Below are 13250 nucleotides of genomic sequence, written 5' to 3' on the forward strand. Positions count from 1 at the left end.
TCTTCGTATTCTTCATCATATTCATCAAATACGTCATATATATCTTCTTCTACATCAGATAAATCTTCATCAATATAATCAATGTATTCTGCCATTTCATCTTGCTCAAGAGCTATTCCTTCTAAAGCATCAACCATATCATCTAATACATCTACAATATTTAATAATAATTTACCCTCTTTACTCTTTTCACTAATGTCTAACCCATCAGCTAATCCTTTTAAGTATGATACTTTTTCATATAAATATTCCATTTTCAAAAACCTCCTATTATTTTTATTATATTATAACCTAAACTCTAGATAAATACTCACCAGTTCTTGTATCTATTTTAATTTTATCATTGATATTTATAAATAATGGTACAGTAACATTCGCCCCAGTTTCAACTTCTGCAGGTTTAGTAGCGCCTGAAGATGTATCGCCTTTTAGTCCTGGTTCAGTATGAGTTACTATTAATTCCACAAAGTTTGGAGCATCTACTTGGAAAGGCTTACCTTCATAGAATTTCATAGTAGCTACATCATTTTCCTTCAAGAATTTTATAGCATCTTCTACTTGATCATAATTCAAAGCAATTTGCTCGTAAGTTTCATTGTCCATGAAATGATACAATTCCCCATCACTATATAAATATTGCATTTCCTTGGTCTCTATATGTGCCTTTGGAAACTTTTCAGATGGATTATAAGTATTTTCTCTTATTGCACCTGTTTTTAAATTTTTGATTTTAGTTCTAACAAAAGCAGCTCCTTTTCCAGGTTTTACATGTTGAAAATCAATGATTTGATATATACTTCCATCAATTTCAATAGTGATACCTTTTCTAAAATCTCCTGCCATAATCATAATAATTTCCTCCTAAATGTTAATTTCTAAATATCTAACTCATTTATAGCATCAATTGCTATAAGATAAGTTTTATATCCAAAACCACTTATACTTCCGCTTGCAACAGATGATATAACTGATTTATTTCTAAATTTTTCTCTAGCATAAATATTTGAAATATGAACCTCTATAACAGGAATATCAATAGATTCAATAGCATCTCTAATAGCAATACTATAGTGACTATATGCTCCAGCATTTAATATTATAAAATCAAATTGATTATCTGCTAATTGTATCCTGTCTATTATACTACCTTCACTATTTGAGCTAAAAGTTTCTAAGTAATAATTTAGTTTTTCACATCTTTGCTTGCATATCTTTTCAATTTCATCTAAAGTTTTATTCCCATATATATCATTGTCTCTCTTACCCAATAAATTTAAATTAGGTCCATTAATCATAAGTATATTTTTCATTAGTATTCCCCATTTATTACTCTATTATATATTACCACAAAAACTACATGTTTAATAGATGTATTATTTCTTATTTTTATTATTTTTCTTATGCCTATTCCTAAAATACAGTTTAGTTATTTCATTAACAATAGCATAATGATTCTTATTATCGACTCTAATAATAAAGTCAGCATTACCATAGTACAACTTCTTTCTTTTATCTAATAATATAGAAACTTCATTTGTCCAATTTTTCTTTTCTAATAAAGGTCTTTTTTTGTAGGAATTTTTGAGATTATAAATAATATTATCAGTAGAACTTTGAAGTAAAAATATAAATCCATTTTTTTTTAATAATTCAATATTATCAGGATTTAATACAGTTCCTCCGCCAGTAGATATTATCTTGTTTTCTTTTTTACTTATTTCTTTTATAACTTGATTTTCTAGTTTTCTAAAATGATTTTCTCCATATTTTTTGAATATATCCTCTATTTTCATGCCTTCTCTTTTTTCTATTAAAAAATCCGTATCTATGAACTCTTTTTTTAGTTTTCTAGAAAGTCTTCTACCATTAGTAGTTTTACCAGTTCCCATAAAACCTATCAGCACGATATTTGTTTTCATTTTATCACCAACTATTAATTAATTTAATCATGTTTAGGATTTTTAGTAACTATTTCTGCTGCTTTTGTAAGTTCACGAAGAATATCTGCAGTAAATTGTCCTTCTAATTGAGATATTAACTTAGAAGAAACTTCCCCCATTGGTCTTGATATATATTTAGGTGGTAAATTATTAAGTGCTATAGCTAAAATATCATTCATGCACCTTTCACATTTGCAAGAATTTGGATACTTATTTAATACATTCTTTAGATTATATCTTACTTCAACTTCCATAAAATTATATATTGTCATTAATACGTCCCCACTTCATCCCTTATTTTATTGTTATAGCCTTCTTCTATATTTTCATACATATGAATCCTTCCAGTCGCTGGAGTAATAGATATTTTAATATATTTGTTATTATCATTGTTTATGATGAATATGCTGCAAGCTCGTGAAGGTGCACCCATTCTAGTGAATTGTATTGTCTCAGGTATTATATTAGGTTTTAAATTAGTAGTTATTTGAAAATTTTCTTTTAATTTCTTAGTTTTATTAACTTTATTATCTATATATAATTCATAATGCTTAGATTCTAGCCTTATCCTATTTTCACTATTGTTATTGCTTGTTTTACTTTTAGTTTTAATATAATTTAGATCCATAGTAAGTTCTCTACCATATCTTTTCATTTCAGAATCACTAAAATCGAACTTTGGAACAGCTATAACAATTATTATACCCATAATTGCAAGTATTAAAATCAACTCTATTATCGTAATACCTTTATTATCCATAGTATATACCTCTTTTATCTAGATTTTAATCTATATCAGGCCATTGTGTAAAGTTAATTTTTTTTGTTATTTGATTAGTTTTGTTTGTGGATTTGTTGAACGTTACAGTGTTGTTTGTGTTGGGTGCTATTTTATTACTTTGTATATCATATATTAAGAGATATTTAGTTATTTTATTATATTTATCTACTTTTGGAACTATAGTTGTACCTTCTACATCTACTTTTAAAGGATCAAGTCCTTTATAACCATCTTCATCCTTGCCAGTATATGAAAAAATTTTATATTCCCCAGTACTTATATTTCCGGGTAAATCTATAGTGGTATTTCTACTATTAATATTATCAGATTCAAATTCTACTGCGAATTGATATACATTTTCTATAGATAAGTCTATTGAATTTTCTTCATTATCATAGATTTTATTATTGAAAAATAAATTAGGTGTTTTAGCTGCTATATCACTTACTGCATCTTCTACCGTTACTTCTTTTGGTGGAAACTTTAAGTTTATTTTTTCTATAGAACCATCTTTATTTTTTAATCCATCAAATGAAGCATTTATTATATTGCCAATTTCGTATTTCCCACTTTTATTTGCTTTAAATTTCAAGTTAAAATCTATTGGTTCAGCTATATACTTTTGTTTTGTTTCATCTAATTTATAATTTATAAGTGTTTGTAATTTGCCATTTACAATATTATTTTGTTTTTCTAATCCTTCAGGTAAATCTAATATTTCTAATCCATTAGGAATTTGAAAATCTATATTTATTTTACTATTTAATAGTTCCTTTTGAACATTAGGTTCATCAATATCATCACTACCTATTGGATTAATTGATCTAGCAAGTTCTATTATATTGTCGTCTTTATCTAATGCTAAAATATAAGCATAAAAACCTTCATCCCCTGAATATTTCTTGTTTTTATCACGATTTTTGGAGTCCGAAAATAACGGAATTTGGTTAGGTTGAAATCTTGGATTATTAAATTTATAATCTCTAAGAGGAACATCCTTTCCACTAGTATCTATAAATATTTCTTCTTTTTCAGTTTTTATTTTATTATAAACTTTATCAGGAGGATGAGATGAATATAATAAATAAAATTTGTATTCCGATTTATTATTATAATTTAGTTCAAACTCAACTTGAAACTGTTGAATTTTGTTGCTTCCATTACTTTTCTTTATAGTTTTTACATTTGATATTAATCTATTATTTCCAACTAAAGATACATCTATGTTTTGTAGTTTTATACTATACTTAATATTAATTTCATCACCAGTTATATAAAAATCATCTATAGGTTTAGAAGTAATATTGCTTTCTGTTTTTACAGTTATAATTTCCTTACTATCAGTATTAATTATCTCATCTGCTGCTATTGTTATTGGAGATAGTAATAGACATATTATTGTAAAAAGTATTATTGTTTTTTTTGTTTTCATCTCTCAACCCCCATATTTCTAAAGTATACACTTGTAGTAATAGGTTTTATATTGTATTTTTCGTCTGTATGTACCGTAAATGTTATACCTATTACATCTTCTTCTTGGAAAATTAATCTTAAATTAATTTTTTTTATGTAAAAAGCTACTTCCATATTAGCTGATGTTCCTGTTATGTTTTGCATGTTTTTACTAATATGACCATACATTAAAATATTTCTTTTGAATGCAAAAATTTTTCGATTATATTCATACCCATTATTAGTTTCAAGTAAGGTAGAAAGTATAATATTATTCATTTCAATTTCTTTATCTTTATGATTTTTAAAATCATCCTGTTTAATTTTTTTATTTATCACTTCTATACCTTTTGATTCCATTGCTTCTCTTGATATAAATTCTACTGCTGTTCTCATGTTTTGTTGAACTTCTATTCTCTTTTGATTTCTTTCAAAATTGTTTATATTGCTTATAAATATTGAAAAAATCACTGTGGAAACTATTCCAAGTAGACCTAAGGCTAATAATAATTCTATAAGAGTAAAGCCCTTTTTATTTTTCATCATATTTAACTTTCCATTCGTCAAGTTTTATTATGGAATTTATATCATAACTGCTTTCTTTAGAAGGTACTAATTTTTCATAGGCTCTTATTTTCTTTTTTTTCACATCTTTATAATTTGAAAAGAGATTTTTAGTAAGCTTTTCATTTTGTGCAAGAAGTTTAAAAACATAATTTTCATTACTATTTATATTTATATTACTAGCATTTGATAATACTATATTATTAATAGATATTAGAGCACCTTCCATATTTGCATTTCCATTTATTTTTATTCCATTTTGACTGATTATAATACCATTAAAATATAATTCCCCTTTAATTTCAATACTTCCTTTTGTAATATATATGCCCTTTAAAGGACTTTCTTTTGTAGTTTTTAATATATTTTGATTTAATATTATATTTTCTTTCGTAACTTCTATTATTTCATCCTTTTGTTCTATCATTTCATTGCCATTTATATCTGGATATTGAAGTTGCTTTAATACTCCATCTTTTAAATTACCTATTAATTCATTTACTTTTTGTTTAATTTCCTTTTCATTATCATTGTTTGAAATATTAGGTTCAATTATTTCCCCATTATTTAATAATATTCCTTTAGCTGAGCTTGACTTTGGTATATCAATTATATTATCCCCTAAATTTAATTCAGAAGATTTTTGTAAAAATCTTTCTTTTTTTTCAACTAAACCTGTATCTAATAATACTAAAGGACTGTAATATTTTAAATCATCATCGCTATTAGCAAATTCTTGACTATACGCCTTGTAGTTCTTCTTTATAGATATAGATTCCGCTGTTTGATATTTTTCTGGTAATGTATCTATAAAAGCAGTACCAAGTATTGCTAATTCATTTTTTATTTTTAAAAAATTATTATCTTCCTTATTCATAGAATCTATTACTATTGCACTTGATTTATCATGAATATCTCCATCACCATATCCAAAATAATCATTTATAGTAATATTATTATTTCTTTCTTTTATGTTTAAATCATCACTTGTAAAAAGCTTATCTATTTCTATGGTTGAGTTATTTACATTCATGTTTTTTAATATTATATTTCCATTTTCCATAAATAATTTATTAGAATTATTTACATTTATATTGCCAGATTGTTCTTCTGATAAACTTTCACTTTTATATTGGGGATTTACAAAAACATTGCCTTTTATATTTACATTTGAAGATTTTATATTTAAATTTCTATCTGTAGATATTGCATTCTTAAGCATATCTTCATCTGGTACTTCTACTATTTTTGATTCATATGAATATATCCCACTAAATTCTGGATCATCTAATTTGTATGTAGCAGATACTGATTGTGTTATTTCATTTTTTGTATATGTAGATATTAATTTAACCGTATCTATTTTTTTGTTGTTTTTTATGTATTCAGCTTTTATAGCATATTTTTCATCATTATTTTCATCAGATTGGTCCGTACTTATTTCATGTAATTTTGAATTTAATTTTTTTGAAATTCTTATGATATCAGGTTTACCCGTATATTTTTCTTCAGAAAAAAAACTATAACTTTTTTCAAATTCATTTTGTTGCATTTTTTTTATTTGATCATCATTTATATTTCCATCAGATTGTATATAATTAGTATCTTCTTTATCTCTTCTCTCTTCTAAATCTACATTTAAGACCTTATTCGCTTCTTTATTCGCTTGTTTTATTCCTTCATCTATAGTTTCTATAAGTGCACTGTGAGCTAGTTCTAGTCCTGATTCAGCAAAATAAAAATTTTCTTTCATTTTACTAGTCATTATGCCTATTTTTCCATTAGTAACTGCTATTGAATAAAGGGTTGTACCCAGTATAGAAAGTATGGCAAATATTATAATTACCATTACAAGTGTAGATCCTTTTTTATTTTTAGAAATATTTTTCATATTATCACCTATTGTACTATATTTTTGTAACTTTCAATTTTTTCTATAGGGTTATCTTTATCATCTTTGTAAACTTCAATATTTATTTTATACAATTTGGAAGTAGTATTTTGATTACTATAATTTTTATAAACTTTTACTTCACCTAATTTATTTATAATAGATATATTGCTTTCTTTTTCAGTGTATATTTCAAGTGGTTTATGGGATTCATTTGAAACTTCTATTTTGACTTGTTTTTCTTTGTTTATTTCAGTATTACTATCCTTTATGAATACACTAATAGTTTCTTTTTGCTTTTGAGCACTTTCTAAATCAATAGGTTGAGTTATTTCTGAATTTTTAAATTGTGTAGTAAGTATATAATTAGTTGCGATATTATTAACAATTAAAATATAATAGTCATCTTCTTTTAATTTTGATGGATTTATTCCTATTTCTTGAAGTATTTTTTTTTCACTTTCAGCCTGAGTAATATTTTCTTCGGCATTTTCACTTTTTTCTGCAGTTTCTTCAGTAACTTCTTCTATATTTATCTCACATGAAAAATCTTCATAATTATCATCATTTTTTTCTATCTTTATTTCTTTTTTATCTCCATTTGTTATATCTTCGTCTTTTAAATTATATTGTGATTCTATATCTTCTAAATCATCTTGTAATTTGATTCTTTCCATTTCTCCTTGTGCTATGGAGAGAGCTATCATTTTGTCATTTGCTGAGTTTGTTGCTTTTGCTGAGTTTATGAAAAGAGAACTTATAGGTATTATTATTATAGAAAGTATTGCAAGTGCTATTATAAGCTCTAATAGGGAAAATCCATTATTATTTTTTAAGATTTTTTTCATAACATGCTCCTTCTATTACTGAGAGTTAAATGGATTGTCTTTTCCATTGTTATCTGTATCTCTAATATCAGTTTCACTATTTAATTCATCTATTTTTGGTATACCATAAAAATCCAATAAAATATTTCCTGTAACTCCATCTTCATTTTCTACCATAGTGATTCCTCTGATTATAATATCCTTATCATAATTATCTAATAGAGATAAAAAGTTTGTGATTTCATAATAATTTCCTGAATAAACTATTGTAGCTGATATATTTTCAAGCTCTATAGCCTGCTCAGTTTCATCATCTATATTTTTATTTTCTTCTTTAACTTCAATTTCTTCAACTAAGTCTTTATTTGAACTTACTAAATTATTATATTGATTTACTATATTTTTGAACCTGCTATCTTTTGCTTCTTCCACTATGATTTCTTCTAGTTTTATTGGCCTCATGGCTTTTTCAGAAAAGTTTATAGCCTCTAAAGATAAATTTGATCTTTCTATGAATTCATCAAGTAATAGTATTATTTCACTTTGTTCAAGTTCTGGAAATAAGTTTCCTGTTAAAAATGATATATTTTTCTTTTTATCTTCTATAGCCTTTTCTACGGTTTTAACAGTATTTATACTTGTCTTATAATTTGATAATTCATTTAAAAGTTCAAGTTCGTCTTCCTTTAATTTTGATAATTTATTTAATTGAGGATTTAATATAAAATTATATATTAAAAATAAAAATAATAAAGCACCTGCTGATGCAATTAATATCTTTTCTCTTTTATTTAATTGCATTTTCTTCACCCCTAATCACAGAAGTAAGTACAAATATATATTTATCGTTTAATGTATCTCTTGAAATAGATGTAACATATACATTAGAAAACACTTCTTTTCCACTTAATATTTGTTGGAATTTAGCGATTGATTCTCTATTTTCTGTAGTTCCATTTATTTCAACTATATTACTTGCAATACTTAAGGAACTAAAATATATTGAATTTGGAATGCTTTTATTTATATCTTCAATAATATTAGTATGTATTGTATTTACACTCTCAAACTCAATACTTATCTCACTAGCTGAAGCTATATATTCATCTAGTATTTTAACTTCTTGCTTTTGAGTTTCTAGTTGATTTAAAGCAGTCTGTACTCTTTCAGATTTAAGGGAAGTATTCATTTTTATTATGTTGTTTTCTAATTTTTGTGACGTATAAAAATACCATCCTGTATATGTTATCGTTAGAGCTAAAAGTATAGCAATAGGTGCTATTATAAACTTAGGATTTATAGTATATTTTTTTTCTTCATTTATATATGGTGAGAATAAATTTATATCTGTCATTTCATCACTTCCTATAATCTTATTATAGAACCAATGTTGTTTAGATAATTTACTTCATTGGTATCTTTCATCATTTTTGAGGTTTTTAGTGGGGAAATATCTTTTAATATTTCAACAGATATATTGAAATAAGATTCAATTAATCTATCAATTTCTTTGAATTTAGCTCCTCCACCATACAAATAAATCTTTTCTATTTTTTCATCCCTATTTAAATTGTTATAATATGTAAATATCTTTTCAATACTTCTTAAATATTGATCTGTAATATCTTCAGATAAATCAGAAGTACCTGTATTTATTACTCTATTAAACATATTTATTCCATCTGATATAAAACTTATATTTGTGTTTTTATGTCCTATATCTAAAAAAGTTACAGTATTTTTCTTTTCTATAGTTTTTCCATTTAATTTTATACCTTTTGAAACTAATTTTGATATAGCATTGGAATTTAAATCAAGTGCTAAAGGTTCAAGCTCTAATGTATTTAAAAGTTCCATATATCCTTTGACAATTTTTTTAGGAATTGCTACAACTAAAAGCCTTAATTTTTTTGAATTATCTTTATCTATAAATTCCTCTCTTTTTCTATAATCTAGTACATAGTCACTCATAGTTATAGGTAGAAATTCTTCTATTTCATATTTAACCATTTCTTCTATTTCATCTTTCTTTGCTGATGGTAATATGATTTCCCTTGATATTATATTTGAATAATCAAGTGTTATAATTCCATATTTTGCTTTAATTCCTTCTTTATCTAAGTTTTCTTTTATATAGGAGGATAGGTATTCACTATTCATTATATTTCCATCATCTATAGAGTTTTTTGGAGTTTCTATTGTAATTGCTTTTTCTAAAGTAAATATTTTATTTGTAATATTTGATTGTAATATTTTTATATTCTTATTTCCAATATCTAATGATAATACTTTTTTGCCAAACATTTTTTCCTCCTAATTTTTATTTAAGGGTTTATAAATATTTATAAACCCTTAAAATATAATTTTAAAATAAACATTTAATATTTCATCAAAAAACAAGATTACTATAATACCAGCAATGGATATAAATGGACCAAATGCAATAACATCCTTTCTACTTTTCACTTTAGTAGATAATAAAATTATAGATATTAAAGCTCCCAATATAAATGATATAAGTATTACCATAAATATTTTAAGTCCAAATAAATATCCAAGGAGTGAAATGAGTTTTATATCTCCACCACCCATTCCACCTTTAGATATAAATGCTATGCTTAAAAACAATCCTCCACTTATAAATAGTCCTAAAATACCATGTACAAATGAAGTTGGAAAATTATATAGTATATGTATAGGAGTTACTATTATAAATCCCAATACTACTAATCTATCTGGTATTATCTTGTAATTATAATCTATAAAGCTTATAACAATAAGTATAGATGATAAAAGCATATATATGGCAGAAATAATGCTAAGACCAAATACCTTGTAAATCGCCAAATAGATTAAACCATTTAATAATTCAACTATTGGGTAGATTATAGATATTTTTGTTTTGCAATATCTACATCTGCCCTTTAAAAATATAAAACTAATTATAGGAATCAAATCCCATGGTTTTAATCTTTCCTCGCAATTTGTGCAAGATGATGGAGGAAAACTAATGGATTCATTTCTAGGTATGCGGTATATGCATACATTTAGAAATGAGCCTATTATTATACCTGTGATTAATATGAGTATTTGCATTTTAGGTTATTATTCAGTATACTTTACTGATATTTTACCATTCGTTCCAATAGTTACTACAAAATCATCTCCATTTGAATTTTGTTCATCTTTCACTTGGGCTACTGGATTTTCGTCAAGATAACCTTCATCAACTAAAGTTTGTAATATTGTGGTACCTGTTGTATTATCTTCAGGTAAAGTAACTTCTTCAGCTAAAGCTAATTCTGTTGCCTTTGCTATATTTTTCATTGTTGCATCATCTGCAGTTTGTCTTGCTCCATCTTGAGCATTCATAAGTCTCGGCACTGCTATTGCTGCTATTATACCTAATATTGCTATTACCACTATAAGTTCTACTAATGTAAATCCTTTATTATCTCTTTTAATTTTCTTTGTAATCCATTTTAACATTTTACATTCCTCCTTAAATTTCATCCTATTTAATAGGATATGGTATTTATCATATCAAACATAGGAAGTACCATTGCTATTACTATAGCACCTATTACTACTGCCATTATTACTATCATAATAGGTTCAAGTAATGATGTAAACTTTTCTATGCTTGTATTGACCTCTTCATCATAAAAATCTGCGGTATTTTCCAATATAGAATCAAGTGAACCCGATTCTTCACCTACATTTATCATTGCAGATAACATTGGTGGAAATATCTTGGTATTCTTTAAAGATTCACCCAGTGTTTTACCACTTTTTATTTCTTCTTTTGCAGTTTTTATACATTCACTTCCTACTTTGTTTCCTAATACATTTGATACTAAGTCTAGCGAATCAAGTATTGATATTCCACTTGCTTGAAGTAGTGAAAAAGTTCTAGTAAATCTAGCTGTCATTATCATTTTTAAAGTATTGTTAAGTACTGGTATTTTAAGTTTGAATTTATCAATATTATATTTGCCCTTTTCTGTATCATTATATTTTTTAAGTGATACTATGAGCACTAATAAAAGTCCTAATAATATATACCATTGTGCCTTTATCACATCACTTATAGACAGCAATACTAGTGTAGGCCCAGGTAATGGTGCTCCACTTGATTCAAACATTGATATAAATGTAGGCATTACTCCTGTAAGTAAAAATATCACTACAGATATAGCTACTACTGATAATACGATAGGATAAATCATTGCAGATTTTACTTTGTTGTTTATCTTATTTTCCTTTTCATAGTGATCAGCCATTTTCTCCATCATTATGTCAAGGTTACCTGTGTTTTCACCTGCTATTACCATATTTATAAATAAATCTGGAAATATCTTTTTTTGTTTTAATAAGCTCTCTGAAAATGTGAGACCTTTTTGTAAATCTTCAAAAACCTCTTCTGTAGCTACTCTTAATTTTTTATTTTGAATTTGTGTCTTTAATATATCTAATATAGTTAGTATTGTTATCCCTGCATGTAACATTGAATGAAATTGTCTTGCAAATATTGATATATCTTTTGATTTAACCTTGCTAAAAGGAGAAACTTTTATTTCTTTACTTCCTTTAGCTCTTTCTACCCTTGCAGGAAAATAGCCATTTGCCCTAATCATTGATATAACTTCTGCTTCTGTATCTACTATGTAGGAGCCACTTATTCTAGTACCATCTTCCTTTATAGCACTATATTCAAATTCAGCCATATTACACCTCCTAATATCCTATAAATCTTTTTATATTTTCTTTATCTATAGCATGTATCTCCAGTTTTTGACGTGATATTTTACCCTTGTTATATAAATCTAATAGACTGTTATCCATGCTTTCCATACCATACTTTTTGCCTGTGACTATAGCTGTTTGTATCTGATGAGCTTTTCCTTCTCTTATTAAGTTTTTCACAGCAGGAGTTGCTATCATGGTTTCAAGTGCTAATTCTCTTTTTGTATTATCTATATTTGGAAGTAATTGTTGTGATACTATTCCTTCAAGTACATTTGCAAGTTGTATCTTGATTTGCTGCTGTTGGTCAGATGGAAATACATCAATTATTCTATCAACAGTTTTTGCAGCCCCTATAGTATGCAAGGTAGATAGTACTAAATGTCCTGTTTCTGCTGCAATTAATGCAGTTTTTATAGTATCTAAGTCCCTCATTTCACCTATCAATATGACATCTGGATCTTGTCTTAGGGCAGACCTTAGTGCAATTGAAAAAGATTTAGAATCGGTTCCTATTTCTCTTTGATTTACCATTGATTTATCATGTTTATGTAAATATTCTATAGGATCTTCTAAGGTAAGAATATGTTCTTTTCTTGTTTTGTTTATATTATCTATCATTGATGCAAGTGTTGTAGATTTACCACTACCTGTAGGACCTGTAACCAAAACTAATCCTCTCTTTTTTTCAGTAAGTTCTTTTATGATAGGAGGTAGGTTTAAACTTTCCATAGTTGGAACGCTTAATGTTACAGTTCTTATTGCTATACCATATGTACCTCTTTGCTTGTATATATTTACTCTAAATCTTCCAATTCCATTTTGAGAATATGACTTATCTAATTGGCCCTTATCATTTAATATATTAATTTCATCTTCATTTAATAATTGTTTTACTAAATCTTTATTGTCATCTGGAGTTAAATTTTGTTCTCCCATTTTTTCTAAATGACCATTTATCCTAATTACTGGTGGATAACCTACAGTTATATGTAAATCTGAAGCATTGATTTCCATTGCATTGGTTAAAAGTTCTTTTATATTCAATT

17 protein-coding genes are annotated in these 13250 nt (G+C 26.0%); all 17 read right to left on the reverse strand.

Going from position 1 to position 13250, the window contains the following annotated elements:
- On the reverse strand, positions 1–254 hold a 254-nt coding region (locus ACTHUW_RS02550), incomplete at its 3' end, for a CD1247 N-terminal domain-containing protein (protein ID WP_442212441.1).
- 37 nt (positions 255–291) lie between these two features.
- Positions 292–849: an elongation factor P gene (gene efp / locus ACTHUW_RS02555; protein ID WP_442198351.1), complete on the reverse strand. Its 558-nt coding sequence runs from the start codon at positions 847–849 to the stop codon at positions 292–294.
- Between the two features lie 26 nt (positions 850–875).
- Positions 876–1310 carry a type II 3-dehydroquinate dehydratase gene (gene aroQ, locus ACTHUW_RS02560; RefSeq protein ID WP_442198352.1) on the reverse strand — a complete coding sequence of 145 codons (435 nt, stop codon included), beginning with the start codon at positions 1308–1310 and terminating at the stop codon, positions 876–878.
- A 63-nt stretch (positions 1311–1373) separates the two neighbouring features.
- Positions 1374–1919 carry a shikimate kinase gene (locus tag ACTHUW_RS02565; RefSeq protein ID WP_442198353.1) on the reverse strand — a complete coding sequence of 182 codons (546 nt, stop codon included), beginning with the start codon at positions 1917–1919 and terminating at the stop codon, positions 1374–1376.
- Between the two features lie 23 nt (positions 1920–1942).
- Positions 1943–2212: a late competence development ComFB family protein gene (locus ACTHUW_RS02570; protein WP_442198354.1), complete on the reverse strand. Its 270-nt coding sequence runs from the start codon at positions 2210–2212 to the stop codon at positions 1943–1945.
- Positions 2212–2700, reverse strand: coding sequence for a hypothetical protein (locus ACTHUW_RS02575; RefSeq protein WP_442198355.1), 489 nt, complete (start codon positions 2698–2700; stop codon positions 2212–2214). The genes ACTHUW_RS02570 and ACTHUW_RS02575 overlap by 1 nt, the downstream gene beginning before the upstream one ends.
- A 25-nt stretch (positions 2701–2725) precedes the next feature.
- Positions 2726–4153, reverse strand: coding sequence for a hypothetical protein (locus tag ACTHUW_RS02580; protein WP_442198356.1), 1428 nt, complete (start codon positions 4151–4153; stop codon positions 2726–2728).
- Positions 4150–4719, reverse strand: a complete 570-nt coding sequence (locus ACTHUW_RS02585; RefSeq protein WP_442198883.1) for a prepilin-type N-terminal cleavage/methylation domain-containing protein — start codon at positions 4717–4719, stop codon at positions 4150–4152. The genes ACTHUW_RS02580 and ACTHUW_RS02585 overlap by 4 nt, the downstream gene beginning before the upstream one ends.
- The gene (locus tag ACTHUW_RS02590) at positions 4706–6628 is read right to left on the reverse strand and encodes a hypothetical protein (RefSeq protein WP_442198358.1); all 1923 of its coding nucleotides are present in this window, start codon (positions 6626–6628) and stop codon (positions 4706–4708) included. The genes ACTHUW_RS02585 and ACTHUW_RS02590 overlap by 14 nt, the downstream gene beginning before the upstream one ends.
- A gap of 8 nt (positions 6629–6636) precedes the next feature.
- Entirely contained in the window at positions 6637–7476 is an 840-nt protein-coding gene (locus ACTHUW_RS02595) for a prepilin-type N-terminal cleavage/methylation domain-containing protein (RefSeq protein ID WP_442198359.1), read from the reverse strand.
- 15 nt (positions 7477–7491) lie between these two features.
- Positions 7492–8256, reverse strand: a complete 765-nt coding sequence (locus ACTHUW_RS02600) for a hypothetical protein (protein WP_442198884.1) — start codon at positions 8254–8256, stop codon at positions 7492–7494.
- Complete coding sequence (locus tag ACTHUW_RS02605) at positions 8243–8809, reverse strand: PilN domain-containing protein (protein ID WP_442198885.1); 567 nt, start codon at positions 8807–8809, stop codon at positions 8243–8245. The genes ACTHUW_RS02600 and ACTHUW_RS02605 overlap by 14 nt, the downstream gene beginning before the upstream one ends.
- Positions 8810–8820: 11 nt before the next feature.
- Positions 8821–9759: a type IV pilus biogenesis protein PilM gene (pilM, locus tag ACTHUW_RS02610; RefSeq protein ID WP_442198886.1), complete on the reverse strand. Its 939-nt coding sequence runs from the start codon at positions 9757–9759 to the stop codon at positions 8821–8823.
- A 48-nt stretch (positions 9760–9807) separates the two neighbouring features.
- The gene (locus ACTHUW_RS02615) at positions 9808–10551 is read right to left on the reverse strand and encodes a prepilin peptidase (RefSeq protein WP_442198887.1); all 744 of its coding nucleotides are present in this window, start codon (positions 10549–10551) and stop codon (positions 9808–9810) included.
- A 9-nt stretch (positions 10552–10560) separates the two neighbouring features.
- On the reverse strand, positions 10561–10944 hold the full coding sequence (locus ACTHUW_RS02620) for a prepilin-type N-terminal cleavage/methylation domain-containing protein (protein WP_442198888.1): 384 nt from the start codon (positions 10942–10944) through the stop codon (positions 10561–10563).
- Between the two features lie 29 nt (positions 10945–10973).
- Complete coding sequence (locus tag ACTHUW_RS02625; protein WP_442197709.1) at positions 10974–12182, reverse strand: type II secretion system F family protein; 1209 nt, start codon at positions 12180–12182, stop codon at positions 10974–10976.
- Between the two features lie 10 nt (positions 12183–12192).
- Positions 12193–13248, reverse strand: coding sequence for a type IV pilus twitching motility protein PilT (locus tag ACTHUW_RS02630; RefSeq protein WP_442197710.1), 1056 nt, complete (start codon positions 13246–13248; stop codon positions 12193–12195).
- Between the last annotated feature and the right edge of the window lie 2 nt (positions 13249–13250).

This window comes from Senegalia sp. (in: firmicutes) (assembly GCF_052088025.1).
Taxonomy (GTDB): Bacteria; Bacillota; Clostridia; order Tissierellales; family SIT17; genus Anaeromonas.

Bases quoted from the DNA above. Each gene is read 5' to 3' on its own strand.
- efp (WP_442198351.1), bottom strand. From the start codon at position 849: ATGATTATGGCAGGAGATTTTAGAAAAGGTATCACTATTGAAATTGAT.
- aroQ (WP_442198352.1), bottom strand. From the start codon at position 1,310: ATGAAAAATATACTTATGATTAATGGACCTAATTTAAATTTATTGGGT.
- ACTHUW_RS02565 (WP_442198353.1), bottom strand. From the start codon at position 1,919: ATGAAAACAAATATCGTGCTGATAGGTTTTATGGGAACTGGTAAAACT.
- ACTHUW_RS02570 (WP_442198354.1), bottom strand. From the start codon at position 2,212: ATGACAATATATAATTTTATGGAAGTTGAAGTAAGATATAATCTAAAG.
- ACTHUW_RS02575 (WP_442198355.1), bottom strand. From the start codon at position 2,700: ATGGATAATAAAGGTATTACGATAATAGAGTTGATTTTAATACTTGCA.
- ACTHUW_RS02580 (WP_442198356.1), bottom strand. From the start codon at position 4,153: ATGAAAACAAAAAAAACAATAATACTTTTTACAATAATATGTCTATTA.
- ACTHUW_RS02585 (WP_442198883.1), bottom strand. From the start codon at position 4,719: ATGATGAAAAATAAAAAGGGCTTTACTCTTATAGAATTATTATTAGCC.
- ACTHUW_RS02590 (WP_442198358.1), bottom strand. From the start codon at position 6,628: ATGAAAAATATTTCTAAAAATAAAAAAGGATCTACACTTGTAATGGTA.
- ACTHUW_RS02595 (WP_442198359.1), bottom strand. From the start codon at position 7,476: ATGAAAAAAATCTTAAAAAATAATAATGGATTTTCCCTATTAGAGCTT.
- ACTHUW_RS02600 (WP_442198884.1), bottom strand. From the start codon at position 8,256: ATGCAATTAAATAAAAGAGAAAAGATATTAATTGCATCAGCAGGTGCT.
- ACTHUW_RS02605 (WP_442198885.1), bottom strand. From the start codon at position 8,809: ATGACAGATATAAATTTATTCTCACCATATATAAATGAAGAAAAAAAA.
- pilM (WP_442198886.1), bottom strand. From the start codon at position 9,759: ATGTTTGGCAAAAAAGTATTATCATTAGATATTGGAAATAAGAATATA.
- ACTHUW_RS02615 (WP_442198887.1), bottom strand. From the start codon at position 10,551: ATGCAAATACTCATATTAATCACAGGTATAATAATAGGCTCATTTCTA.
- ACTHUW_RS02620 (WP_442198888.1), bottom strand. From the start codon at position 10,944: ATGTTAAAATGGATTACAAAGAAAATTAAAAGAGATAATAAAGGATTT.
- ACTHUW_RS02625 (WP_442197709.1), bottom strand. From the start codon at position 12,182: ATGGCTGAATTTGAATATAGTGCTATAAAGGAAGATGGTACTAGAATA.